Here is a 22,858-nt window from a genome sequence, read left to right as displayed (position 1 = left end):
ATCTCATGGGCAAACTTGACGGACGACTGGCGCTGGTCACCGGCGCTTCGCGCGGCATCGGCTATGCGACGGCGCTGGCCCTCGCCCGTGAAGGAGCCCATATCATCGCCGTGGCGCGCACGATCGGCGGGCTGGAAGAGCTCGATGATGCGATCAAGTCGGCGACCGGCGGCGAAGGCGCCACACTGGTGCCGATGGATCTGACCGACATGCCCGCCGTTGACAGGCTGGGCGGTGCCATCAACGAACGCTGGGGCAAGCTCGACATTCTCGTCGCCAATGCCGGGATACTCGGCACCATTTCGCCCATCGGGCATGTCGAGGCCAAAGTGTTCAACAAGGTGATCGACACCAATCTGACCGCCACCTGGCGGCTGATCCGTTCGGTCGAACCGTTGCTGCTGAAAGCCGACGCCGGCCGCGCTTTGGTGCTGACCTCGGCGGTCGCCCACACGGCGCGGGCGTTCTGGGGCCCCTATGCCGCCACCAAGGCCGCACTCGAGACGCTGGTCCGCGTCTGGGCCGAGGAGAGCGAAAAAACCGCCCTGCGGGTCAATGCTGTCGATCCCGGCGCCACGCGCACGGCGATCCGGGCGCGCGCCTATCCCGGCGAGGATGCCAGCACCCTGCCCAACCCGGCCGATGTCGCTGCCAAGCTGATCCCGCTCTGCCTGCCCGAGACCGATGAGAGCGGCAAGCTGTTCCGCGTTCGCGACAACCGCTTTTTCAGCTACCGCGAGCCCGTCTGACGCTGCGGCCGGGCGCCGCCAGTCCACCCGCATCCGGAATCAGTTTGACAGCAAAACCCTGCAAGTGATTCCAATCGCTTGCTCTTCTGATTGCGTATGAAGGGCAGTTCAGCGCTGCGCGTCTTTGTCATCAGGCGCATCGGGCTCGTCATCCATGCCCGGTTTTCCCGCCTCCGGGCCGGATGACCCTGCCCCGTCGGCACCGCCGTCGGACAAAACCTCGGCTTTGGATTTTTCCCGCGCTTTCGGACCGTAATTGCGCGCCCAGTAGCGGCTGCCGATCGGCAGGCTGATCAGATAGGCGACCGCCGACAGGGTCAGCGTCTCCCAGGTAAAGCTCATCAGAAGCGCCACATAGACCATGGCCAGCAGGATAATCGGCGTCGCCAGATCACGGCGCACCCGGAAGCCCAGTCCCTTGCCGGAAAAGACCGGCAGCCGGCTGATCAGGAGAAAACCGATGAGCATCGTGTACAGCGAGGCAATCAGCGCCATCGGCTGGCTCGGCGCCACACCGAGAAAACCGAGATAGATCGGCAAGAGCACCAGCAACGCCCCCGCCGGCGCCGGAACACCGACAAAGAATTTCGACTGCCAGGGCTCGGTTGCGGGATTGTCCGCCGCAACATTGAACCGCGCCAGCCGCAACGCCGCGGCGATGGCATAGACAAGCGCCGCGATCCAGCCGAGAGAGCGGGCCTGGTCAAGCAGGAACACATAGAGGACCAGCGGCGGCGCGACCCCGAAATTGATGATGTCAGCCAGAGAATCCATCTGCACGCCGAACTTCGACTGCGCCTTCAGGAGCCGCGCCACGCGGCCGTCGATGCCGTCGAGAAAGGCAGCGATCAGCACCATCATCACCGCCAGTTCGAAGCGGTTCTCGAACGCCAGCCGAATGCCAGTCATCCCGGCGCATATCGCCAGCACCGTGATGAAATTCGGCACCAGCATGCGCAGCGGTATCTGGCTGAGCTTCGGCCCGCGCCCGCTGCTCTCCTCGCGGCCGTGGGGATCAAACGGTGGAAACACCGCCATGATCAGGCGCGCCGGGTCGTAACCGGCCCCTTCGCGGAATTGAACTCGGCGATCACCGTCTCACCGCCCACCGCCGCCTGGCCGGGCGCCACCCGCGCCTGCGCCTCGAGCGGCAGATACACATCAAGGCGCGAGCCGAAACGGATCAGACCGAAGCGTTCGCCGGCTTTCAGCACATCGAGCGGCTTGCTGAAACACAGGATGCGCCTTGCCACCAGCCCGGCCACCTGCACCACGGCGATTTCACCATGCGCGGACTCGATGACCAGACTGTTGCGCTCATTCTGCTCACTCGCCTTGTCCAGATCCGCGTTGAGAAACTTGCCTTCGCGGTAGAGGATGCGCGCAATGCGCCCCGCCACGGGCGCGCGGTTGATGTGGCCATTGAAGACATTCATGAAGATCGAGATGCGCAGCCGCTCACCTTCGCCCAGTTCCAGCTCAGCCGGTGGCACCAGCCGCGTTACGGCCGACACACGACCATCCGCCGGCGCGATCACCCAATCCTCGTCCAGTGGCGTGAACCGCTCCGGATCGCGGAAGAAGAAGGCGCACCAGGCCGTCAGGATCATGCCGATCCAAAACAGCGGCTCCCAGATCAGGCCGAGCAGCGCACTTGCCACCGCGAAGATGGCGACGAATTTTCGGCCTTCCTTGTGGATCGGGACGAGCGTCTTGCGAATGGTGTCGATCAGGCTCATGGAATACTCCGCTTTCCCTCCAGATATGCCACCGCCGCCGGGCATGCAACGTGCCGCATGTGCTTTTTGCAGGCAACCAAATGCATGCGGTCGGCGTTGGTTTCCGACCGAACCGGCGCCAAAGGAGAACGCGAGCCATGACCACGACAATCTATGAAGCCATCAAATCGGACCATGAGGATCATCGCGATCTGCTTGAAAAGCTGAACGCCACCGAGGGCGGCAGCGATGAGCGCCGCGAGCTCTGGCAGCAGTTCTACTACGATGTGAAGTCGCACGCCGCCGCCGAGGAAGAAACCTTCTACGCCAAGCTGATGGAACAGCCGGACGGTCAGGACGATGCGCGCCATTCGGTCTCCGAGCACAAGGAGATGGACGACATCATGGAAGAGCTCAACGGGATGGATCCGTCCAGTTCCGGTTGGCTGACCCGGTTCAGAACGCTCAAGGAGCAGTATGAGCACCATATGGAGGAAGAGGAACAGGACATCTTCCCGAAGGCCAAGGAGGTCGTCGACGAGGACCGGGACGGTGCCCATGCCAAGGCCTTCCGCGAGCGCAAGGCGGCCGAACGTGACCTGGTCGACCAGAAAGCGGAAGACAGTCTGGAGGAATAATCACCGGCCGCTGCCGGAATCGTCCTCGTCGCTCGCATCCCTGGCGTCATCGCCCGGTTGGTCCGGCGCCATCTCTCCGGCGCGGCGCCGTTCGAACAGGCCGAACTCGTCCTGTTCGCGCATCCGCTTGAGCTGCTCTTCCGCCTCGGTGGCCTCGCGCTGACGCGTCCACATCGAGGCGTAGAGGCCACCCTGCGCCAATAGCGCGTCGTGGCGCCCGCGCTCCTTGATCACCCCATCGCGCAGCACGATGATCTCGTCGGCATTGATCACCGTCGACAGACGGTGCGCGATGACCAGCGTCGTCCTGCCCTTCGAGACATAATCAAGGGACGCCTGGATTTCCTGCTCCGTCGCCGTGTCGAGCGCCGAGGTGGCCTCGTCGAGGATCAGGATCGGTGGCGCCTTGAGGATTGTCCGGGCAATCGCCACGCGCTGTTTTTCGCCGCCCGACAGCTTCAATCCGCGTTCCCCGACCATGGTGTTAAGGCCCTCGGGCAACTTCTCGATGAACGGGCCGATCTGTGCCATCTCCGCGGCGCGCGCCACCTCCTCGTCGCTGGCGCCAATGCGGCCATAGCGGATGTTGTAGCCCACCGTATCGTTGAACAGCACGGTGTCCTGCGGCACCATGCCGATCTTGCCGCGCAGACTGGCCTGCGTGACTTCGCGGATGTCCTGGCCATCGATGCTGATGCGCCCCCGATCGATGTCGTAGAAGCGATAGAGCAGCCGCGAGATGGTCGACTTGCCGGCGCCGGAAGGGCCGACGATCGCCACCGTCTTGCCGGCCGGCACCTCGAACGAGATGCCCTTCAGGATGGGCCGGGCCGCATCGTAGGAAAAATGCACATCCTCGAAGCGGATCACGCCATCCGTGACCTCCAGCGCCTTCGCATCCGGGGCATCCTTGACCTCCGGATGCACGTCAAGCAGGGCGAACATCTGCTCGATATCGGCCAGGCCCTGGCGGATTTCGCGGTACACCGAACCGATGAAATTCAGCGGGATCGAGAGCTGCATCAGCATCGCATTGATGAAGACGAAATCGCCGATCGTCTGATCGCCGCGCTGTACCGCCAGCGCCGACATGATCATCATGGCCGCCATGCCGCAGCCGAAGATCAGCGTCTGACCGAAATTGAGCCAGCCGAGCGATGTCCACACCTGCGTCGCGGCCTTCTCATAGCCGGCCATCGAGGCATCAAAGCGCCGCGCTTCCATGTCCTCATTGCCGAAATATTTCACCGTCTCGTAGTTGAGCAGCGAATCCACCGCCTTGGTGTTGGCGTCGGTATCGGAATTGTTCATCGCCCGGCGGATGGCAATCCGCCAGTCACTCGCCTTGACGGTGAACCAGATATACAGCGCCACCGTGATCGCCGTCACCGTCAGATAGCTCCAGCCATAGGCGATCGCGAAGATCAGGGCGGTCAGGGCAAATTCCAGCAGCGTCGGCAGCGTCGACAGGATGGTGAAGCGGACAATCGTCTCGATGCCCTTGGTGCCGCGCTCGATGATCCGCGACAGGCCGCCGGTGCGCCGCTCGAGATGAAACCGCAGCGACAGCTGGTGAATGTGCACGAAAGTCTTGTGCGCCAGTTGCCGCACCGCGTGTTGCCCGACCCGGGCAAACAACGCGTCGCGCAACTGGTTGAACCCCTGCTGGCTGATGCGCATGCCGTTATAGGCGATGACCAGCATCACCGGCGCCACCAGCATCGCGGGCAACCACTCGCTCGCCGCCGTTCCGCCGTTCAGGGCGTCGGTCGCCCATTTGTAGAAATAGGGAACGAGAATGAGAATGACCTTGGCGATCACCAGGAACAGGAAGGCCCAGGCCACCCGTCTTTTCAGGTCGGGTCGGTCGGAAGGCCACATATAAGGCCACAGATTGATCACGGTCGACAGCGAGTTCCCGCTGTCGGCGCTTACGGTTTTACGAGCCAAGTCAATTTGTCCTGTGAACGGGTTCTGCCGGTTCTTCGCCTGCCGCCGCAATCACGCTGTCCGGACAGGCCGGTGGCGACGATGCGGCATCGCTGCGCGCGGTGTTCAGGCTGGACACAAGGGAGCCCAGCGCCGCGGTGGCCGCTTGCAGCCCGGCACCGTCGAGACTGTAGCGTGAGGATTGCCGCTCGGCCTTGTAGCGCACCAGCCCGGCATCGAGAAGCACGCGCACATGCTGCGAGACCGTCGATTGAGCGAGATCCAGCCGGCAGACCAGATCCTTGACACAACAGGCATCGCGCGCCGCCAGACAGCGCAGCAATTGCAGGCGCACCGGGTGCGACAGGGCCGCCATCTGGCGCGCCAGCACCCGATCGTCATCGCAGCATGAAGAAGGGTCGGCAACTTTCATCGTTTATCGGCGATATACGATGAAAGTTACCTCGTCAATCACTTGTACTCGCCGCGCCGTTTTTTCAGCAGCTCCTTGTGCAGGGCTTCGGCATTGTCCAGCGGCGCTTCCGGCACCGAGAAAATCTGGCCGGGCGAGATGAAGTTCGGATCAACGATCTGCTGCTCGTTGGCCAGATAGATCGTCGTGTAGCGCACCCCGCGCCCATAAGTGCGCCGCGAGATCTGCCACAGCGTATCGCCGCGCCGGATGATCACCGACCCCTCGGTGGGCGTCAGAGGCGCCTGCTCGATCGTCGGCGGTTCGGCGGCAGCGGTTTCGGTGTCCGCCTCCTGCTGTGTCATTTCCGCCGGCTCCGAAGCGGCATCTTCGTCTGCCGTCGTCACCGCATCGGCGCGATCGGCAGAAGTGTCCGCAGCTGCTGGCGCCATGGCATCGGATGCCGCGGCTGCCGATTCGCTTGTCGCCTCCTCCGCTGCCGTTTCCTCCATTGCGCCGTCCGCTGTCTCCCGCGCCGAATCAGCCGCATCATCGGTTGGCTCTGTTTCGCCGGCAGCCGCCACTTCGGCCTGCGCGGTTTCTCCGGCATCACTTGCTTCGACCGCATCCGATGCGCCTGCGCCGGTCGTGTCCGTGTCTTGCGCGGCAGTCAGCGCAGAAGTGTCTGACACCTCAGGCTCGGTGCCTGCGCCATCGACATCCGCGACCCCTGTCTGCGGTGTCTCGGGTGCAACTGCGATCTCGGCCTCTTTGGTCTCGGCCTGTTCGGTCTCCGCCTGTTCGGTCTCGGTTGGTGCATCCGCCCTGTCCGAGCCTGCATCATCAGCGGCGACAGTTTCCGCCGGAGCATCGGATGTCTCTGCTGCCGCGATCTCGGCTGGCTCGGAGGAGGGTTGTGAACCATCGCTCCCAGCTGCCACGTCCGTGGCCTGTTCAGCACCGGAAGGGTCCGTTGCACCGGCCGCGGTCGGCGCGTCCGAGCCGGCCGCCTCTCCAGCCTCCGGGGCAACCCCCGTATCTGCGGTCGCATCCGGCGCCGGCGTCGTGACATCGGCCTTCGCCACATCGAGCGAGCCTTCTTCCTCCCCTTCGCGCGTCGCGCCCTCTTCTCCCGCTGCGGCACCGACCATCGCCTCGCCGGCCGCCTGTGCAACCGCATCGGCGGAACTGGCAGTATCGGTGTCGGCATCGGCAAGCGCAGTGTCAGCCGGTCCGTTTTTCATCGCATCGGGAGCCGGTTGGTCGGCGGCAGGCGCGGCCGGCTGAACCGCCGGCGGCGTTGCAACGGCGGCCAGCCGGTCGCCCTCCGGACGATGAAACGGCACCAGCGAACGCATGACGACAGCGCCGCCGTCCGGGTTCAGCAATTCCGCGGCGATCTTATGATCGCCGACTGCCAGATCCGTGCGCGTTTCAAGAATGAAACGACCCTTCTCGTCGGCCGTGACCGTGCCGATCGCCTCGCCGTCCGCCAGAATGCGCACCGACAGACCCTTTGGTGCGGCGCCTGCGATGAACAGCATGTCCTCCTCGATCTCGATCGCATCCACATGCACCAGCGCCGCTGGCGCAGCAGCATCCGGCGCGGCCGGGGTCTCGGCGGGCACCGGTGGCGCGCTGGCCATTTCGGTGGTCTCCTGCGCCTCATCCCCTTCCACAGACCCGGGGGCCCCGGATGTCGCCGCATCCGCCGCCTCGCTTTCCCCTACAGCGGCCTCGCTTGACGCCTGCGCTGTGTCGGTCTCAGAAGCGCCGCTCGCATCCGTCTCGGCATCCGCCTCAGGCGCCGCTTCGGGGCCGGTCGTCCCCTCCGCCATGTCGGCCGCGGAGCTATCGGCAACATCAACGCCCTCGTCCGATGGTGCTGCGGCTGCAATCTCGCCCTCAGAACTGGCGTCAGCGCCCTGCGCATCGGTCGAAACTTCTGCCTCGCTCTCCGCATCCTCTGCCGGCACGAGAACCGCCACGGGTGGTTCCGCCGGTGCCGCATCCTCTGAAGGCTCGGCATCATCAGCTGGCACCAGAACCGCCACCGGCGGCTCTGCGGGGGCCACCGGCGTGACCGGTGCGACCGGCCGTGAGATGATGCGGCTCGGTTCACCCGGCTTGCCGACCATGGCCAGCAATTCCCCGTCAGCGCTGTCCGGCACGCTCACGGTCGCCACATCTTCGGAATTGACCGTCCGCCCGTCCGGCGTCGAACTGCGCAGCCGCAGGGCATAATCACCGGGCGGCAACGGTTCATCCAGCACCGCCGCGAAATCTCCGCTCGGCCCCACCTCGGTCGATGCGATCATCTCCTCGCCGCTGTAAATTTCGAGCAGGGTCTCCGGAGACGCCGTGCCGGCAATCACCGTCGAGCCGTCCGGCTCCACCCGCAGCAGATCGAACCCGGGCACCGCCAGCGCTGCCGCGCTTTGTGCTTCCTCCGAAGCTTCATCGGCGTCAGCCGCTGCGTCCGCGGCGGCTTGCTGCTGCTCCTCAGGCTCGGCGGCCTCGTCGCTGTTCTGCGCGTCAGCAGTCTCGCCCGGCTCAGCCAGTTCGTCATCCTCAGCGGCGGCAATCTCGTCCGATGCGTCGTCGCTCTCGGCCGCCGAGTCAGCATCCGCCACCACGCTGTCCGCGTCATCGGCATCTGAAGCGCCCTCTCCCGGCTCCCCAGTGGATGTACCAGTGGAGGTACCAGTGGATGTGCCAGGGGATGTCGAGGTCGCGGTTCGTTGCGTCTCGCCGTCAAGATCGACCAGCTTCGGTATGGCGTAAAAGCCGGCGGCCGCAACGAGCACGGCGAGGGCAAAATAGATGATGTAGAACAGTCTGCCTTTCAGCATCGGTATCTCCGGCGGATGGACCGCATTGAAGGCGTATCGCCCTTATCTTTCGCGAAACGCTAGACTTTTTAGGGCGGACGCACAAGGATTCAACGCCTTAACGCCCGGTTGCATGCTGCACTATCCTTAACGCCATTCCTGGCTTGACGCTGCTGATCAACTGCTGTTCTGTCCGGCTATGAACAGATCTTTCTCCCCCATCCGGACCATCTGCATCTATTGCGGCTCACAGCCCGGTCTCAATCCCGCCTATCGCGATGCCGCCAGAATTCTTGGCGCTGCCATGGCCGAACGCGGCATCGGTCTCGTGTACGGCGGCGGCACATGCGGCATCATGGGCACCATTGCCGACGCGGTGCTTGAAGGCCATGGCCATGTCACTGGCATCATTCCGGAATTTCTCATGGACAAGGAGGCCAGCCACGAGTCGCTCGAACGGCTGAACGCCCTGCACATCACGCGCGACATGCATGAGCGCAAACATCTCATGTTCGAGAAATCCGACGCCTTCGTTGCGCTGCCCGGTGGCATCGGCACGCTCGAGGAACTGATCGAGATCATGACCTGGGCGCAACTCGGGCGGCACGCCAAACCCATCGTCCTTGCGGATATCGATGGTTTCTGGGCGCCCTTGAAAAGCCTGATCGACCACATGACAAACCAGGGATTCATCCACACCGCCGAGCGCGTCCGCCCGCTCGTCGTCTCTGATCCGCACGCCATACTTCCCGCCATCCTGACCGCGGCAACGCCGCGCGAGGAGGCCGATTCGGACGTTATTGCCCGGATGTGAGCGGCGCGGCCTGATCCCGGTGACGCGCCCGGTGCTGGCGCAACAGCGAGACCGAATACAGCGCCAGAGCCGTCCAGATCAGCACAAAGGCCATCAGCTTCTCGAGACCGAACGGCTCGCGAAAGACGAATATGGCGATCAGAAAGATCAGTGTCGGCGCGATATATTGCATGATGCCGATGGTCGACAGCCGGATCAGCTTGGCACCATGCGCATAGAACAATAAAGGCACCGCCGTCACCAGCCCGCAGCCGAGCAGCAGCAGCACATCCCTGGCGCCGGTCGGTCCGAAATGCCCCGCCCCATGTGCTGCCTGCCAGCTGACATAGATCAGCGCCGGAACCGAAAGCAGCAGGATTTCGAGAAAGAACCCCTGTGTCGGGCCGATCGGCAGGGTCTTGCGGAAGAAGGCGTAAAAGCCCCAGCTCAATGCCAGCGTGAGCGAGATCCACGGCACGCCGCCCATTTCCCACGCCATCACCGCAACCGCGACCACCGCGATGGCGATGGCCCCGACTTGCAGCCGATCGAGCTTTTCACGCAAGAGCACGGCCGCCAGAAAGATCGAGAACAGCGGATTGATGTAGTAGCCGAGCGCCGTCTCGACCGCCCGATCGACGCTGATCGCCCAGACATAAACACCCCAGTTGACCGTCACCAGACTGGCCGTCAACGCCGCCATCGCCAGGGACTTCGGCGTTCGCAATGCCGCCCTGACATCACGCGTGCGCCCGAGCCACAATAGAAAGGCCGCGGTCAGCGGCACCGACCACAAAGCACGATGCGCCAGCACTTCGAGCACCGGAATATGCGCCACGGCTTTCATGTAGACGGCCAGAAGACCCCAGATGACATAGGCGATGAGGGCCAGGACGATGCCGCGCGGCTGATCCTCCGGCGGCATCTGCGCGGGCAGCGGCGCAAGGGCGGTCTTTTCGACACTCGGCAAGGCACGGCTCCGGGTTGCTGCGCCGCCTCGGGGCGCTGGTCTTTGCCATATCCCTGCATGCTACACATTGCAAACGGGTGATCGCGCCGCATTCGGGGAAAAGCGCGGCCGGGTCTTGAAAGCCCTGTGCGGCGAACGGCGCTATTCGGCGGCGATGCGCCCGGCGAGGTCGCGATTCTTCATCAGCTTGTAGACGATGGAGTCACTGAGCGCCTGGAAGGACGCATCGATGATGTTGTCGGAAACCCCGACGGTCCACCAGCGCGCCCCGGAATGGTCGGTGGATTCCACCAGCACGCGGGTGATCGCCTCGGTGCCGCCATTCAGGATGCGCACCTTGTAGTCGACCAGTTCGAGATCCTCGATCTCCGACTGGTAGGCACCGAGATCCTTGCGCATCGCAATGTCGAGCGCATTGACCGGTCCATGCCCTTCCGCCACCGACATGTAGTCGGTGCCATCGACATTGATCTTCACCACCGCCTCGGAGACGGTGCGCAACTCACCGGCGGAATTGAAGCGCCGCTCGACCATCACGCGGAACCCGTTGACCGTGAAGAAGTCCGGTACGCGCCCGAGCATGCGCTGCGCCAGCAGCTCGAAGCTTGCATCCGCCCCCTCATAGGCATAGCCGGACGCCTCGCGTTCCTTGACCACGGCGATCAACCGGTCGAGCCGCGGATCATCCTTGCTCACCGCAATGCCGCGCCGCTTCAACACATCGATGAAATTCGACTTGCCGCCCTGGTCCGAGACCATCACGCGGCGGTAATTGCCGACACTTTCCGGCGGCACGTGCTCATAGGTGCGCGGATCCTTGAGCAGCGCCGAGGCGTGAATACCGGCCTTGGTGGCAAAGGCCGACGCGCCGACATAAGGCGCCTGCACCGACGGAGAGCGGTTGAGCAATTCATCGAAAGCGTGGCTCAGGCCGGTCAGTTCTGTCAGCTTGCCCGCATCGATGCCGACGGCGTAATCCGTGGCAAAGGGCGGCTTGAGAACCAGCGTTGCGATCAGCGTGACGAGATTGGCATTGCCGCACCGCTCGCCGATGCCATTCAATGTCCCCTGCACCTGGCGCACACCCGCCGAGATCGCCGCCAGCGAATTGCTGACCGCCTGCCCGGTGTCGTCATGCGCGTGAATGCCGAGCCGGTCCCCCGGAATGCCGGCTGCCGTCACTGCCGCCACGATCTCCGCGACTTCCGCCGGTTGCGTCCCGCCATTGGTGTCGCACAGCACCACCCAGCGCGCGCCGGCCTCATAGGCTGTGCGGGCGCAGGCCAGGGCATAGTCGCGGTTGGCCTTGTAGCCGTCGAAAAAATGTTCGCAATCGACCATTGCCTCCTTGCCGCAGGCGGTGACGGCTTCGACCGAGGCGCGGATGCATTCGAGATTGTCCGCATTGCTGCAGCCGAGTGCCACCTCGACATGGTAATCCCAGGACTTGGCGACCAGGCAGACCGCATCGCTCGGCGCCTGCAGAAGCGCCGCCAAGCCCGGATCATTGGAAGCGGAAACACCGGCCCGCTTGGTCATGCCAAAGGCGACAAAGGCAGCATTTTGCGTGCGCTTCTCCGCAAAGAAGGCCGTATCGGTCGGATTGGCCCCCGGATAGCCGCCCTCGACATAATCGATGCCAAAGCTGTCGAGCATCGCGGAAATGGCAATCTTGTCCTCCAGCGAGAAATCAATGCCCGGTGTCTGCTGCCCGTCACGCAACGTGGTGTCGAACAGGTAGATGCGCTCTTTGCTCATGCGATCACTCCGCGCGCGCGGCTGTCGGTCCGGCCCGTCGTCATCACGCCGACTTTGCTTCTTCGGTGACGAATTGATCCGTCGCCCAGATCAGCCGGTCGAGAATGCCGGGCTCGGAAAAGGCGTGACCGGCGCCTTCGACAAGATGAAACTCGGCCCGCGGCCAGGCTTTGTGCAGCGCCCAGGCATATCGTGCCGGACACGGCATGTCGTAGCGTCCATGCACGATAACGCCAGGAATATCGGCCAGCAAATGCGCGTCCCGCAGCAATTGCCCCTCTTCCAGCCAGCCGCCATGCACGAAGAAATGGTTTTCGATGCGCGCAAAGGCCAGCGCGAATTCGGCCTGCCCGAAACTCTGCCGCGCCTCCGGTTCGGGCAGCAGCGTGATTGTCTCGCCCTCCCAGGTGCTCCATGCCTTGGCGCAGCGCAGCTGCTCGGAGCTATTGGCGCCAACCAGCCGCTTGCGATAGGCGCCCATCAGATCGCCGCGCTCTTCCTCGGGTATAGGAGCGATGAACTGCTCCCACTTGTCGGGAAACATCTCGGAAACGCCGTACTGATAATACCAGTCAAGCTCCGCCTTGGTCAGCGTGTAGACCCCGCGCAGAATCAGTTCGCTGACCCGCTCCGGATGGGTCTCAGCATAGGCCAGAGCCAGCGTCGAACCCCATGAGCCGCCGAACACCAGCCACGTGTCGAAACCGGCCATCTCTCGCAGCCGCTCGATATCCGCAACCAGGTGCCAGGTGGTGTTGTTCTCGAGCGAGGCATGCGGTGTCGATTTTCCGCATCCGCGCTGGTCGAACAGGATGACATCGTAGCGGTCCGGATCAAACAGCCGCCGGTGCAGCGGCGAAAAGCCGCCCCCCGGCCCGCCATGCAGAAACACAGCCGGCTTGCCGCCGCGCCGGCCCACCCGTTCCCAATAGATGCTGTGGCCATCACCGCAGTCGAGATGTCCGTGATCGAAAGGCTCGATTTCCGGATAGAGCTGGCGCAATCCGCCCATGCCCACGCCGTTCACCCCGCCAGCGCCGCTACGCATCCCCGCACCCGACTTCGATTGCATGCTCGTCATCCACCCACATTACCCGCAAGGCCCACCCTCGACCCGGCGGCCGCCCGCCAATCGGCCCACACAGCGAATATACCATAGGTTTCATAACTTGACGTCCCAGCTTGTGGTCCGGGCGCCGCTCTCCGGATCCTTGCCGTCCTTGAGCCGAATGCCCCGTTCCGCCAGTGCATCGCGGATGCTGTCAGCCTCGGACCAGTTTTTTGCCGCCAGCAGTTCCAGCCGCCGCGCGATCGCGGCCTCCACTTCCTGGGCCAGAGCGGCATCGATCTCGGCCGCCGGGCGATCGAGTCCGAGCAGCGCCGCGCTCGCCAGAAAGCTTTGCCGCGCCGTCTCGTTCTCGTGCGCCTTGAGCGCCAGCGCATGCAAATGCTGGATCGCCGCCACGCTGTTCAGATCATCGCAAAGAGCATCCACCACCGCAGCATCGGGCGCCGCATCGCCGGCCGCGCCGCGTGGCCATTTCGCCAGAAGGTTTTCGGCCTCCTCGAGGCGCTTGACCGAGAAGTCGATCGGCTCGCGGTAATGCGTCATCAGCATGGCAAGGCGCAGGACCGGTCCCGGCCAACGCCGTCCGCCGAAGCGTTCGGTCTCCAGCAATTCGGCAATGGTGACGAAATTGCCGAGACTTTTCGACATCTTCTGGCCCTCGACCTGCAAAAAGCCATTGTGCATCCACAGATTGGCCATCACCGGGGTGCCGTGGGCGCAGCACGACTGCGCGATTTCATTTTCATGATGCGGGAAGATGAGATCGAGACCACCGCCATGGATATCGAAGGTCTCGCCCAGATGCGCCGCGCTCATCACCGAGCACTCGATATGCCATCCCGGCCGGCCGTGAATGGTCACCGCATCGCCGCTGTCCCGGAATGTCGCCTGCCAGCCCGGCTCGTCGGGGTGCGATTCCTTCCAGAGCACGAAATCGCCTGGATGCCGCTTGTGCGCCTCGACGGCAATGCGTGCGCCGGCCTGCTGATCCTCAAGCTTCCGGTTCGAGAGCCGGCCGTAATCCGCCATGGCCGTCACCGAGAACAGAACCTCGCGCCCCTCACGCCCGCTGGCGACATAGGCATGCCCGCCCTCGATCAGCTTCTGGATCATCGCCACCATGCCGTCGATATGGGCGGTGGCGCGCGGCTGTGCCGTCGGCTCCAGGCACCCGAGCGCCGCGACATCGCTGAAATATTGCGCCGCCGTCTTCTCCGTGACCCGCGCGATCGCCGCGTTCAAATCCAGATCCGGGAAGTCGCGGCGCGCCCGCGCATTGATCTTGTCATCGACATCGGTGATGTTGCGCACATAGGTCACATGCGACGCGCCGTAGACGTGGCGCAGCAGGCGAAACAACACGTCGAACACGATGGCCGGCCGCGCATTGCCGATATGCGCGTAGTCGTAAACCGTCGGGCCGCAGACATACAGGCGCACATTGCCCGCATCGATGGGTTCGAAGACCTTCTTGCTGCGGGTCAGCGTATCGTGGAATCTGAGTGCGGGCGAGGTCGGCATCTCGGTCAGCAGGTTCCTGGCTTCGGCCGCTGCTGGCCGGTTCGCTCATGGTGTCGGAAGGAAAGACGAAGGCGACCAGACCAGCAAGGCGCTAGCGGATGTGATGCCGGCGTATGAACCGGCAAGAGCATGGGGCAGCGACGTCGGATCGGCGTATCATGCCGCCCTTATGACCGCTCTCCCCGTAACGGTCAAGACAGGGCCGAAGCACCGCCGCGCCTGGGGTCCCGACCCTATGCACCACCTGAGAAAAACCGCAGATACAATGACAGGGCGAGCGCTGCCATGATCACCGCGATCAACACATCGAGCACCCGCCAGGCAGCCGGTCGCGCAAACAGCGGCTGCAGCAGCCGGGCGCCATAGCCGAGGGCGAAGAACCAGATGAAAGATGCCGCCATGGCGCCGATGGCAAAGGCAAGCCGCGCCGCGCCTTCGTGGCGGGCCGACAATCCACCCACAAGAAGCACCGTGTCGAGATAGACATGTGGATTAAGAAAGGTGAAGGCGAGACAGGTGGCGAGTGCCGCCTTCAGCGAGCCGCTTCCGCTTGTTGCGGCCCGCAGAGCCTGCGGATGAAAAGCCCGCCACAAGGCGAGCACCGCATAGACGGAAAGGAATACCGCGCCGCCCAGCGTCACGATCGCGATCAGCAGCGGCGAAGTGCTGATCAGCGTTCCGAGCCCGGCCACGCCAAGCGCGATCAGGGCGGCATCGGAGACCGCACAGACAAGGCAGAGCACGAAAACATGTTCCCGCAACAGGCCCTGCCGGAGAATGAAGGCGTTCTGCGCGCCGATGGCGACAATCAGCGAGCCGCCAAGCAGCAGACCCGACAAGGCCGGCAGGAAAAGGCTGGAAAGTGTCACAGGCTTACAACAGCTTCAACTGATCGGCCGTCGGGGCCGCGGCCGGTGTGGAACGCGTGCTGACCGTCTTGGCTGCAGTCGGCTCGGCCACCGGCGACTGCAGCTCCGCGCCCGTATTGGCCACCTTGTTGACCGCATCCGACACGCGCACCGCCTCGAAGAAGTCATCTGCGGCCGGTGTCAAAAGATCGGCGACATCGCGCGGTTCCTGCGTCTTGCAATCGAGCCAGCGCGCAAAATCCTGGGGCTCGATGACCACCGGCATGCGATCATGGATTGGCGCCAGGGTCTGATTGGCGGCCACCGTCAGGATGGCTCCCGTATCGATCTCGGACCCGTCTGGTGGCAGATAGGTCTCCATCAGGCCGGCGAAAGCGACAACGCCGCCGTGGCGCGGCCGGATCCAGAACGGTGTCGATTTCTCCTTGCTTCCCTTGGCGCCGCGCCGCCACTCGTAAAAGCCCGAGGCAGCGACGAGAACCCGGTGATGGCGCATCGCCGCGCGGAACGAGTTCTTGCCCGCCGCCGTCTCCGAGCGCGCATTGATCAACAGCGGAAACTCGCGCGGATCCTTGACCCAGGAGGGCAGCAGCCCCCAGCGCACCAGAACCGCCCGTCGCGCCGCGCGATTGTCCCCCGGCGCCCGCGCCACGTCGCCGGCAACAATCAGGATCGGCTGCGTCGGCGCAATGTTGTAGCGCGGCGGGAAGTCCTCGATCTCGTCGAGGCCGAAAAACTCCTGCACCTCCTCGGGAGACGCGGTCAGCGAAAAACGTCCGCACATTCTGGTTCTTCCTCCGCCTCGCCGTCATTCTGCGCGGCGAGCTGATGCCGCACGTCGCTGCGCCCTTCCCCTTGGCGCAGGCGCTCTTCCTTTTACCGCAAGAGCTTGCGCATTCAACGGGACCCGGGCTGCTGATCGCGCGAATCGAATGCGTGGCCGTGTCCATGCTGCCCCTTGCCTTCATGTCCGATGACCGGCGCGTCGTGGCATGCATGTACTGCGCATTCCAGTTCGAAGGTCGCATGCACGATGCCGAATTGTTCGGCAAGCCGCGCCTTGGCCGTGCTCTTGATGGCGTCCGCCGCGTGCCACTGCCCTTCAAAAATCACCAGATGCGCATCGACTGCCGCTTCATTTTCCTGCATTTGCCAAAGGTGCAGGTGATGCACACCGGAAATGCCATCAATGCCGCGCAGGTCTGCAAGCACCGCCTCAGCATCGATGTCTGGCGGACTGCCGAGCATCAGGATGCGGATCACGCCGCCGATTTCGGTGATCGCCTGCCACAGAATATAGCCGGCGATCAGCAGCGTTGCGATGGGATCGATCAGCCGCCAGTCATAAAGAAGGATAAGGCCACCTGCGACGATCACCGCGACCGAGCCAAGCGCATCGGCGACGTTGTGCAGGAAGGCGGCGCGTATGTTGACGCTGGATTTTGCCATCGTGAAGGTCAGGGCTGCCGTAACCAGGTCGACGACGAGCGCCACGACGGCAATGATCACCACAAGCCAACCATCGACCGGCTGCGGGTCGAAAAAGCGCATCACCGCCTCATAGGCCAGGTAAGCACCGATCAGGATCAGCGTCGTATAGTTGATGAGCGCCGCAACCACCTCGGCCCGTCCATATCCGAACGTCATCTGCGAATCGGCCGGCTTGCGGGCGATCTTGCGCGCCGCAAAGGCGATGATCAGCGAAATCGCATCGGAAAAATTGTGCAGCGCATCGGCAATCAGCGCCAGGCTGCCCGCCAAAAGCCCACCGACAACCTGCGCCACGGTCAGGCCGAGATTGACGAGGATCGCCCAAAGGACGCGGGCATCACCAGCGTCAGGATCGATGTGATTGTGATTGTGACCGTGTCCCGCCATGTTCGCACCCGCGTTGTGATTGTCTCGACAGGACCTATATTCTCGCTGCAAACTGCAGCGGCAAGAGGATCGGAAATGGTTTCGACAGACAAGGTCGCGGCGCACCGGCCGCGATGCACTCCGTATTGCCCGAAAGGCGCCCGGCGATGAGGGGTCCAAAGCGATGAGTGATATTTGTGTACCGACAAGCGTTGTCGGCTGCCGCGCCGTCTCGGCCGTGGTCCGGCGCGGCGCGCGCTATCTGTTGGTTCTGCGCGCCAATCCGCCGGCTCAGAACATGTATGCCTTTCCAGGGGGTCGCATCGAAGCCGGCGAAACCGCTGCCGAGGCCGCCTTGCGTGAACTGGAAGAAGAGACCGGCATCCGCGCCACCGACCCGCGTCCTGTCGCCACCTATGATCTGACCTCCGACAAGGCCCCGGAGGCTGGCCCCTATCTTCTCACGGTTTTTGCGGTGCGCGAGAGCGGCAATACCAAGCCGCGCCCGCTCGATGATGCCGCCGCGGTCGGCTGGTTCTCCATCGAGGAAGCGCGCCGCCTGCCAATGCCGGCCAGCATGGTGCACTGCCTCGAACAGATCGAAGCCGGTCGTAGCAAGGTCTGAGGCACAACCATGCCGGGGCCGTCGGTCGCCGCCCTGCCACCATTCACCGAGCTGTTCGGATTCTCGTTTCGTTGCGCCCGGATCTGGTTTATACCGCCAGACATGATCAAAATCCGACCGCCCGCGGCTTTTCGGCTGATGGTTGCCCTTCTCCTGCTGCTTGCTCCTGCGGCCACGCCCGCAGCCGCGCAGTCAGCGCCGCCCGGCGCGGCTCAGATCGATGATTCGGGCACCCCGCCCTACGAGAACAAGCTGTTGCGTCTGTCGGAAATCCTCGGTTCCCTGCAATATCTGCGCACCCTGTGCAACGACGCCGAGCGACCGATCTGGCGCGGCTTCATGGCCCGCCTGCTTGACCGCGAGGCCGGCGAGGAGGAGCAGCGCCGGGCGCAGCTGACAGCCGCCTATAATCGCGGCTTCAGAACCTTTGCATCGGTACACGCCAATTGCTCCCAGGCGGCGCGAATGGCCGAGAGCCGCTATCACCGGGAGGGCGAGACGTTGACGGCGGAGATCATCGCACGCTACGGAAATTGAGGATTTGTTAACTCCGAGACGGCGCTGACCGTGTTGAAACGGCACGGCCCGTGCTAGGTTGATTAACGAGATGATAAGAAACGGCGAGAGCGCATGACCTACAGTACCCAATTGCCGACCGAGGAACTTGACGACCTGATCGTCCAGGAAAAGATGCAGGTGGCACTGGAATATCAGAATGATGCCTGGGCCGACGGCGCTGCCGAAGGCATCGAGCCGGAAATCCTCGCCGACGCCGCCATGACCATGGCTTTGAGCGAAACGGTGCGTCTGCTTGGCGAAGAGCGCGCCGAGGAATTGATTTCGGCACTGCGCGAACGCATTCTGGCGGGAGAATTTTCGCCGAACCGGACGTTGCAATAGCGCCGGACACGGCGCGCATGTTTCAATCTGCCACCGCGCCGCCGGTGCATCATGAGGCAGGCCGTAGAAAAGAGAGCGGGCAGAAAGTTCGGACCGGACACATGAGTCGCAAGTCGATCCCAGACGGCGTCCTCCGCACGGCGGTCAGGCCGGCGCGGATCGGTGCCCTTCTGGCGGCTCTCGGCATCGCGGCTTTCCCATTTGCGCTGGCGATGGTCCCGCCGGCGGCGGCATTGAGCGAGTTGCAATCGCCGACCACAGGTCAGACCGTTCCGATCGATGCGCTGCCATCCGGACCGGAGCCATCGCCCACCGAACAGACGACACCGCCGCCCGACAGGGCAATTGAACGATTGCCCCTGCCGCCGCTGGAAGGCGAACAGGTGGGACCTGATGGCGGCTTGCCGGACCCGGCGCCGCCGATCCGTCGTCGCCCCGAACATCGCGAGCGCGCGCCGACGCCGCCGGTGACTGAACCGGCTGCGCCACAGCAACCGGCCAGCGAGGTGTTCCACGATCTTGAGAATCTGCCGCCCCCCGTGGCGCGCATGCGCGAATTGATTCGCACCGCCGCGCTTGGTGGCGAGCCGCAAGCCTTGCGTGCGCTGCTGGGGCGCGGTCCGACCGCCACACAGATCAGCATCGGCGATATCGCTGAGGATCCGGTCGAATATCTCCAGTCGATCTCGGGCGATGGCGAAGGGCTGGAGATCCTCGCCATCATTCTCGACATTCTCGATGCCGGCTATGTGCGTCTGGGCGCCGGTACCGCCGAGGAAATCTATGTCTGGCCCTATTTCGTGATCAGCGATCTCGACACGTTGAGCAACGCGCAGAAGGTCGAGATCCTGCGCATCGTCACAGCCGGTGATCTCGAGGATATGAAGAATTTCGGCGCCTATAATTTCTTCCGTCTCGGCATTACGCCCGACGGGCAATGGCAGTCTTTCCTCGCCGGCGACTGACACGAATTGATCCGGACCCGGATCCCCTGAGAAAGCAGTGGCTCGCAGCAAAGCCGGAAAATGCCGTAAACTCGTCTTGCGGCAACCGCGGCGTTCCCTTGCCTGCTGACCGTTTAGCGCCTAGTTAGGCCTTTTCCGGATCAAGGACACAGAGCGTGCCGACGGTTCAGTTGCCAGATAGAACCCTGATCGAAATCGCCGGCGACGAGGCCAGCGACTTCCTCGAGCGGCTGGTCACCAGCAATGTGGTGGCCATGCCCGCAGATGTGGCCTGGCCATCCGCCCTCCTGACCCCGCAGGGCAAGATCCTGTTCGATTTTCTGATCACCAGGCACGAGGATCGCTTCCTTGTCGATATCTCCGGCGCGCTGGCGACGGACTTCATGCGCCGCATGATGATGTACCGCCTGCGCGCTGCCGTCGAGATCACCGAGCGTCCGGAGCGGCCGATCGAAGCGCGGTGGGGCGACGCCGTCAAACCAGGTGATTTTCCGGATGCGCGCTTTCGCGCCACCGGCGCCGAACTGCCCGTGGCGCGTCATTACGGCACATCAGCGCAAGCGGAAGACGCCGCAGGCGAGCACGCCGACATCAGCGCCTGGAACAGGCTGCGCATCCACAATGCGGTGGCTGAATCGGGCGCTGACTTCGCCCTGTCCGACGCGTTCCCGCATGACGTTTTGATGGATCTCAATGGCGGCATCGATTTCCGCAAGGGGTGCTTTGTCGGCCAGGAGGTCGTCTCGCGCATGAAGCACCGCAACACCGCACGGCGGCGACTGGCCATTGTTTCGGGCGCGGCCGACCTGCCGGGCACCGGCACGCCCATCATGGCGGCCGGCAAACCGATCGGTGCCCTCGGCACCGTGGCCGGCGATGCCGCACTGGCGATCATCCGTGTTGATCGCGCCGGCAGCGCCCTCGCCGCTGGCGCGCCGATCACCGTCGACAATACTGAAATCACGCTGGCGCTGCCGGCATGGACGGCCTTGACGTTTCCGGCGCCGTCCGCTGCTGACGAAAGCGATCAGACCGGCGGCGGCGAGCGTTGAGCGATGGCTCGATCGGCTCAGCCCCGCGCCTGGCAGCGCATGCTTTCAGGCCGCCGGCTGGATCTGCTCGACCCGGTGCCGATCGACATCGAAATCACCGACATCGCGCACGGCCTGGCCCGCGTCGCCCGCTGGAACGGTCAGACCCACGGTGATCATGCTCTCTCGGTCGCCCAGCACAGCCTCATGGTCGAGGCGATCTGTGCCCGGCTGGGGCAGCGCTATGACAATGATCTCGCCCTGCTCACCCTGCTGCATGATGCGCCCGAATATGTCATTGGCGATATGATTTCACCGTTCAAGTCCATTGTCGGCGGCGGCTACAAGGCAGTTGAAGCGCGCCTGAGCGCAGCCATTCACCTGCGCTTCGGACTGCCGGCGGAGACCCCGGCTACGTCGAAAACGCGGATCAAGCGCGCCGATCGCATCGCCGCCTATTTCGAGGCCACCACGCTGGCCGGATTTACCGTCAGCGAGGCGCGCGCTTTCTTCGGCCAGCCGCGCGGTGTCACATCCGACATGCTTGAACTCGACCCCTGGCCGGCCCGCGAAGCCGAAGCCCGCTTTCTCGACCGCTTCAAGGCCATCGAATCGGCACGCCGGCCGGTCTCGGGAGAACGGTGATGGCGAGCATTTTCGTGTGCCGGCTTGATCAGATCGCCGAAACGGCGGCGCGCCATACCATCAGCGAGATGATCAGCCTTGTCGCCGCTGCACAGGCCTTTCACCGACCGGGCGTCATTCGCGCTGACCGCCATCTCAATCTCGCGCTCAATGATATTGTCGATGATCGCCCCGGCTTTGTCGCCCCCGCCGAGGCGCATGTCGAACAGATCATCGCCTTCGCTCGCGGCTGGGATCGCAGCGCGCCGCTGCTTGTACACTGCTGGCTCGGTATTTCCCGATCCCCGGCCGCCGCCCTGATCGCCGCCCTCGCTGCGGTCCCCGACCAGGACGACGACGCTCTGGTGCAACGCCTGCGCGCCGCCTCCCCTGAGGCCACGCCCAATGGCCGGCTGATCGCGCTGGCAGACGCGCTGCTTGAACGCAATGGCAGGCTGGTCCGCGCCGTCGAGCGCATCGGTCGTGGTGCCGAGGCACGTCACGGCAACGTCTTCCAGCTGATCGTCGACCCGCGAGAGGCCGTCGCTGATGACTGAGACCTTTGCCACATCGGTCCACATCGCGCTGAACGCGGCGATCGTTGCGGTCAGCGCCAATACGCCCTTCATCCTGTGTATTTCGGCACCGGCGGCGCAGGCCAGATCACCTCACGGGGCCAGTGCCGCCCGAACCGCCAACACGCTGCCCTTCGGCGCCTTCGACCCCGCGCGCCATCGCACCTTCGAGACCGGGTTGCGCGAAAGCGTTGAAAGTCGCACCGCGTTGAAACTCGGCTATATCGAGCAACTCTACACATTTGGCGATCGCGGCCGTCACCGTGTCGAAGACGATGTGCGCACCCATCCGGTCTCAGTCGGCTATCTCGCTCTTACCCGCATTGATGACCAGCCGAACGAAGTGCTCAACCGCGCCGGCGCCCGCTGGCGCAACTGGTACGACCTGTTCCCCTGGGAAGACTGGCGCGCCGGCCGGCCCGACTGTCTGGACGCCGCCATTCTGCCGCGCCTGTTGCGCTGGGCCCGCGAGACCGATCCCGCCGCCCGGCACGCGCCGCGTCAATCGCGCCTGCGCATGGCCTTTGGCATCGACGATTTTCCCTGGGACGAGGAACGCGTCCTCGATCGCTACGAATTGCTCTATGAGGCGGGCCTCGTCGAGGAGAGCGTTGCCGATGGGCGGTTTGATGAGACCGGCCTGGCGCAGCCGCTCGGTTCCGCAATGCGCTTCGACCACCGCCGCATTGCCGCCACCGCGATGCAGCGCCTGCGTGCCAAGATCAAGTACCGGCCGGTCATCTTCGAGCTGATGCCGCCGCAATTCACCCTGACCGAGCTGCAGACCACCGTCGAGGCCATTTCGGGACGGCATCTGCACAAGCAGAATTTCCGTCGTCTGGTCGAGGGGGCTGCGCTTGTCGAGCCGACCGGCAGCACGGCGGCAAAGACGGGCGGCCGGCCGGCAGCCCTGTATCGCTTCCGCTCGCGCATTCTCGAGGAGCGCCCGGCCCCCGGCCTGCGTCTCGGCCGGCCCGGCGCCTGAATCAAGAGATCAAGGCAAGGCTCCAGGCTTTTGATCCGG

At 64.1% G+C, this 22,858-nt stretch carries 22 protein-coding genes and 1 pseudogene; 11 read left to right on the top strand and 12 right to left on the bottom strand.

Going from position 1 to position 22,858, the window contains the following annotated elements:
- Window positions 1–5: 5 nt before the first annotated feature.
- Window positions 6–749: an SDR family NAD(P)-dependent oxidoreductase gene (locus tag KY465_RS11485; protein WP_219201855.1), complete on the top strand. Its 744-nt coding sequence runs from the start codon at window positions 6–8 to the stop codon at window positions 747–749.
- 108 nt (window positions 750–857) lie between these two features.
- Here KY465_RS11485 and pssA read toward each other — a convergent pair whose 3' ends face one another.
- Both pssA and KY465_RS11475 read right to left on the bottom strand, forming a co-directional pair.
- A complete protein-coding gene (gene pssA / locus KY465_RS11480; RefSeq protein WP_255561630.1) occupies window positions 858–1,787 on the bottom strand; it encodes a CDP-diacylglycerol--serine O-phosphatidyltransferase in 930 nt (309 codons plus the stop codon).
- Between the two features lie 2 nt (window positions 1,788–1,789).
- Window positions 1,790–2,488 (bottom strand): phosphatidylserine decarboxylase, encoded by a 699-nt coding sequence (locus KY465_RS11475; RefSeq protein WP_219201854.1) that lies wholly within the window; start codon window positions 2,486–2,488, stop codon window positions 1,790–1,792.
- A 137-nt stretch (window positions 2,489–2,625) separates the two neighbouring features.
- On the opposite strand from KY465_RS11475, the gene KY465_RS11470 reads away from it, so the two are divergent.
- A complete protein-coding gene (locus KY465_RS11470) occupies window positions 2,626–3,105 on the top strand; it encodes a hemerythrin domain-containing protein (RefSeq protein ID WP_219201853.1) in 480 nt (159 codons plus the stop codon).
- An 87-nt stretch (window positions 3,106–3,192) separates the two neighbouring features.
- Here KY465_RS11470 and KY465_RS11465 read toward each other — a convergent pair.
- The 3 genes and pseudogenes from KY465_RS11465 to KY465_RS11455 form a co-directional block, all read right to left on the bottom strand.
- Window positions 3,193–5,055, bottom strand: a pseudogene (locus KY465_RS11465) (ABCB family ABC transporter ATP-binding protein/permease); the annotation flags it as partial.
- Window position 5,056: 1 nt separating this feature from the next.
- Complete coding sequence (locus KY465_RS11460; RefSeq protein ID WP_219201851.1) at window positions 5,057–5,467, bottom strand: ArsR/SmtB family transcription factor; 411 nt, start codon at window positions 5,465–5,467, stop codon at window positions 5,057–5,059.
- Window positions 5,468–5,505: 38 nt separating this feature from the next.
- Window positions 5,506–8,298 (bottom strand): LysM peptidoglycan-binding domain-containing protein, encoded by a 2,793-nt coding sequence (locus tag KY465_RS11455; RefSeq protein WP_219201850.1) that lies wholly within the window; start codon window positions 8,296–8,298, stop codon window positions 5,506–5,508.
- Window positions 8,299–8,476: 178 nt separating this feature from the next.
- On the opposite strand from KY465_RS11455, the gene KY465_RS11450 reads away from it, so the two are divergent.
- Window positions 8,477–9,091, top strand: a complete 615-nt coding sequence (locus KY465_RS11450; protein WP_219201849.1) for an LOG family protein — start codon at window positions 8,477–8,479, stop codon at window positions 9,089–9,091.
- On the opposite strand, the gene rarD is transcribed toward KY465_RS11450, so the two are convergent.
- The 7 genes from rarD to KY465_RS11415 all read right to left on the bottom strand — a co-directional run bounded on the left by rarD (window position 9,075) and on the right by KY465_RS11415 (window position 17,135).
- Window positions 9,075–9,995, bottom strand: coding sequence for an EamA family transporter RarD (rarD, locus tag KY465_RS11445; RefSeq protein WP_219202694.1), 921 nt, complete (start codon window positions 9,993–9,995; stop codon window positions 9,075–9,077). The two genes, KY465_RS11450 and rarD, sit on opposite strands and share 17 nt — an antisense overlap.
- Window positions 9,996–10,181: 186 nt before the next feature.
- Complete coding sequence (gene cimA, locus KY465_RS11440) at window positions 10,182–11,798, bottom strand: citramalate synthase (RefSeq protein WP_219201848.1); 1,617 nt, start codon at window positions 11,796–11,798, stop codon at window positions 10,182–10,184.
- A 43-nt stretch (window positions 11,799–11,841) separates the two neighbouring features.
- Entirely contained in the window at window positions 11,842–12,810 is a 969-nt protein-coding gene (gene pip, locus KY465_RS11435) for a prolyl aminopeptidase (RefSeq protein WP_219202692.1), read from the bottom strand.
- A gap of 150 nt (window positions 12,811–12,960) precedes the next feature.
- A complete protein-coding gene (cysS, locus tag KY465_RS11430; protein ID WP_219201847.1) occupies window positions 12,961–14,388 on the bottom strand; it encodes a cysteine--tRNA ligase in 1,428 nt (475 codons plus the stop codon).
- A 233-nt stretch (window positions 14,389–14,621) separates the two neighbouring features.
- Window positions 14,622–15,257, bottom strand: coding sequence for a LysE/ArgO family amino acid transporter (locus tag KY465_RS11425; RefSeq protein WP_219201846.1), 636 nt, complete (start codon window positions 15,255–15,257; stop codon window positions 14,622–14,624).
- Between the two features lie 4 nt (window positions 15,258–15,261).
- Window positions 15,262–16,041 (bottom strand): SOS response-associated peptidase, encoded by a 780-nt coding sequence (locus KY465_RS11420; RefSeq protein WP_219201845.1) that lies wholly within the window; start codon window positions 16,039–16,041, stop codon window positions 15,262–15,264.
- Between the two features lie 113 nt (window positions 16,042–16,154).
- Window positions 16,155–17,135, bottom strand: coding sequence for a cation diffusion facilitator family transporter (locus KY465_RS11415; RefSeq protein ID WP_219201844.1), 981 nt, complete (start codon window positions 17,133–17,135; stop codon window positions 16,155–16,157).
- Between the two features lie 163 nt (window positions 17,136–17,298).
- Between KY465_RS11415 and KY465_RS11410 the strand changes: the two genes are divergently transcribed.
- The 8 genes from KY465_RS11410 to KY465_RS11375 all read left to right on the top strand — a co-directional run bounded on the left by KY465_RS11410 (window position 17,299) and on the right by KY465_RS11375 (window position 22,819).
- A complete protein-coding gene (locus KY465_RS11410) occupies window positions 17,299–17,739 on the top strand; it encodes an NUDIX domain-containing protein (RefSeq protein ID WP_219201843.1) in 441 nt (146 codons plus the stop codon).
- Between the two features lie 138 nt (window positions 17,740–17,877).
- Window positions 17,878–18,276 carry a TIGR02301 family protein gene (locus KY465_RS11405; protein WP_255561629.1) on the top strand — a complete coding sequence of 133 codons (399 nt, stop codon included), beginning with the start codon at window positions 17,878–17,880 and terminating at the stop codon, window positions 18,274–18,276.
- A gap of 93 nt (window positions 18,277–18,369) precedes the next feature.
- Window positions 18,370–18,639, top strand: coding sequence for a hypothetical protein (locus KY465_RS11400; protein WP_219201841.1), 270 nt, complete (start codon window positions 18,370–18,372; stop codon window positions 18,637–18,639).
- Between the two features lie 101 nt (window positions 18,640–18,740).
- Window positions 18,741–19,604 carry a hypothetical protein gene (locus KY465_RS11395; RefSeq protein WP_219201840.1) on the top strand — a complete coding sequence of 288 codons (864 nt, stop codon included), beginning with the start codon at window positions 18,741–18,743 and terminating at the stop codon, window positions 19,602–19,604.
- A 155-nt stretch (window positions 19,605–19,759) separates the two neighbouring features.
- Window positions 19,760–20,656, top strand: a complete 897-nt coding sequence (gene ygfZ, locus KY465_RS11390) for a CAF17-like 4Fe-4S cluster assembly/insertion protein YgfZ (RefSeq protein ID WP_219201839.1) — start codon at window positions 19,760–19,762, stop codon at window positions 20,654–20,656.
- A gap of 3 nt (window positions 20,657–20,659) precedes the next feature.
- Complete coding sequence (locus KY465_RS11385; protein ID WP_219201838.1) at window positions 20,660–21,280, top strand: YfbR-like 5'-deoxynucleotidase; 621 nt, start codon at window positions 20,660–20,662, stop codon at window positions 21,278–21,280.
- Window positions 21,280–21,816 (top strand): tyrosine phosphatase family protein, encoded by a 537-nt coding sequence (locus tag KY465_RS11380; protein WP_219201837.1) that lies wholly within the window; start codon window positions 21,280–21,282, stop codon window positions 21,814–21,816. Before KY465_RS11385 ends, KY465_RS11380 begins: the two co-directional genes overlap by 1 nt.
- The gene (locus KY465_RS11375) at window positions 21,809–22,819 is read left to right on the top strand and encodes an NUDIX hydrolase (protein WP_219201836.1); all 1,011 of its coding nucleotides are present in this window, start codon (window positions 21,809–21,811) and stop codon (window positions 22,817–22,819) included. The genes KY465_RS11380 and KY465_RS11375 overlap by 8 nt, the downstream gene beginning before the upstream one ends.
- The last annotated feature ends 39 nt before the right edge of the window (window positions 22,820–22,858 follow it).

Origin of the sequence: Neohoeflea coraliihabitans, from assembly GCF_019334345.1 — a bacterium.
Lineage (GTDB): Bacteria > Pseudomonadota > Alphaproteobacteria > Rhizobiales > Rhizobiaceae > Pseudohoeflea > Pseudohoeflea coraliihabitans.
The sequence above is the reverse complement of the archived record's forward strand: the minus strand, read 5'-3'. Positions and strand labels throughout refer to the sequence as shown.

What these genes read in the sequence shown, in the direction of transcription:
- cysS (WP_219201847.1), bottom strand. Translation starts at nt 14,388, where the DNA reads ATGCCGACCTCGCCCGCACTCAGATTCCACGATACGCTGACCCGCAGC.
- KY465_RS11385 (WP_219201838.1), top strand. Translation starts at nt 20,660, where the DNA reads ATGGCTCGATCGGCTCAGCCCCGCGCCTGGCAGCGCATGCTTTCAGGC.
- KY465_RS11395 (WP_219201840.1), top strand. Translation starts at nt 18,741, where the DNA reads ATGAGTCGCAAGTCGATCCCAGACGGCGTCCTCCGCACGGCGGTCAGG.
- pssA (WP_255561630.1), bottom strand. Translation starts at nt 1,787, where the DNA reads ATGGCGGTGTTTCCACCGTTTGATCCCCACGGCCGCGAGGAGAGCAGC.
- KY465_RS11460 (WP_219201851.1), bottom strand. Translation starts at nt 5,467, where the DNA reads ATGAAAGTTGCCGACCCTTCTTCATGCTGCGATGACGATCGGGTGCTG.
- KY465_RS11375 (WP_219201836.1), top strand. Translation starts at nt 21,809, where the DNA reads ATGACTGAGACCTTTGCCACATCGGTCCACATCGCGCTGAACGCGGCG.
- KY465_RS11450 (WP_219201849.1), top strand. Translation starts at nt 8,477, where the DNA reads ATGAACAGATCTTTCTCCCCCATCCGGACCATCTGCATCTATTGCGGC.
- rarD (WP_219202694.1), bottom strand. Translation starts at nt 9,995, where the DNA reads ATGCCGCCGGAGGATCAGCCGCGCGGCATCGTCCTGGCCCTCATCGCC.
- KY465_RS11415 (WP_219201844.1), bottom strand. Translation starts at nt 17,135, where the DNA reads ATGGCGGGACACGGTCACAATCACAATCACATCGATCCTGACGCTGGT.
- KY465_RS11410 (WP_219201843.1), top strand. Translation starts at nt 17,299, where the DNA reads ATGAGTGATATTTGTGTACCGACAAGCGTTGTCGGCTGCCGCGCCGTC.
- KY465_RS11420 (WP_219201845.1), bottom strand. Translation starts at nt 16,041, where the DNA reads ATGTGCGGACGTTTTTCGCTGACCGCGTCTCCCGAGGAGGTGCAGGAG.
- KY465_RS11470 (WP_219201853.1), top strand. Translation starts at nt 2,626, where the DNA reads ATGACCACGACAATCTATGAAGCCATCAAATCGGACCATGAGGATCAT.
- KY465_RS11380 (WP_219201837.1), top strand. Translation starts at nt 21,280, where the DNA reads ATGGCGAGCATTTTCGTGTGCCGGCTTGATCAGATCGCCGAAACGGCG.
- KY465_RS11475 (WP_219201854.1), bottom strand. Translation starts at nt 2,488, where the DNA reads ATGAGCCTGATCGACACCATTCGCAAGACGCTCGTCCCGATCCACAAG.
- pip (WP_219202692.1), bottom strand. Translation starts at nt 12,810, where the DNA reads ATGGGCGGATTGCGCCAGCTCTATCCGGAAATCGAGCCTTTCGATCAC.
- cimA (WP_219201848.1), bottom strand. Translation starts at nt 11,798, where the DNA reads ATGAGCAAAGAGCGCATCTACCTGTTCGACACCACGTTGCGTGACGGG.
- KY465_RS11405 (WP_255561629.1), top strand. Translation starts at nt 17,878, where the DNA reads ATGGTTGCCCTTCTCCTGCTGCTTGCTCCTGCGGCCACGCCCGCAGCC.
- KY465_RS11485 (WP_219201855.1), top strand. Translation starts at nt 6, where the DNA reads ATGGGCAAACTTGACGGACGACTGGCGCTGGTCACCGGCGCTTCGCGC.
- KY465_RS11455 (WP_219201850.1), bottom strand. Translation starts at nt 8,298, where the DNA reads ATGCTGAAAGGCAGACTGTTCTACATCATCTATTTTGCCCTCGCCGTG.
- KY465_RS11400 (WP_219201841.1), top strand. Translation starts at nt 18,370, where the DNA reads ATGACCTACAGTACCCAATTGCCGACCGAGGAACTTGACGACCTGATC.